The 404-nt window shown below is 66.3% G+C and carries 1 protein-coding gene; it reads left to right on the top strand.

The window, feature by feature from the left end; all coding sequences use genetic code 11:
• Nucleotides 1-210: F0F1 ATP synthase subunit gamma (locus tag JWG43_RS21095; RefSeq protein ID WP_205244463.1), on the top strand; the 210-nt coding region annotated here is incomplete at its 5' end.
• Nucleotides 211-404 lie beyond the last annotated feature (194 nt).

The raw sequence follows: 404 nt of genomic DNA, 5'->3' as shown, positions 1-404 counted from the left end.
CTGCTGCCGCGCGCGCTGACGACCCAGATTCTGGCCGCGCTGTATGAGAACCAAGCCGGCTTCTTCGGCTCGCAAATGGCGGCGATGGACAACGCCACGCGCAATGCGGGCGACCTCATCAACGCCCTGACGCTGCAATACAACCGCAAGCGCCAAGCCCAGATCACCACCGAGCTGATCGAGATCATCGCCGGCGCCGAAGCCCTCTGATCCCGACCGAACAGACATTCCGATACCGACCCTGACCATGACCGACACCGTCGCCCCCAAGAAACCCGCCGCCAAAAAGCCCGCCGTCAAGAAGGCGCCTGTCGCCGCGATCGCGCCCGGCGCGGCCGTCGCCACGGGCAAGATCGCCCAGGTCATCGGCGCCGTCGTCGACGTCGAGTTCGACGGCCATCTGC

The sequence above is a fragment of the Desulfobulbus alkaliphilus genome (assembly GCF_016918545.1).
Taxonomy (GTDB): Bacteria; Desulfobacterota; Desulfobulbia; order Desulfobulbales; family Desulfobulbaceae; genus Desulfobulbus; species Desulfobulbus alkaliphilus.
Note: the sequence above shows the minus strand (reverse complement) of the source record. Positions and strands in the feature narration are given on the sequence as shown.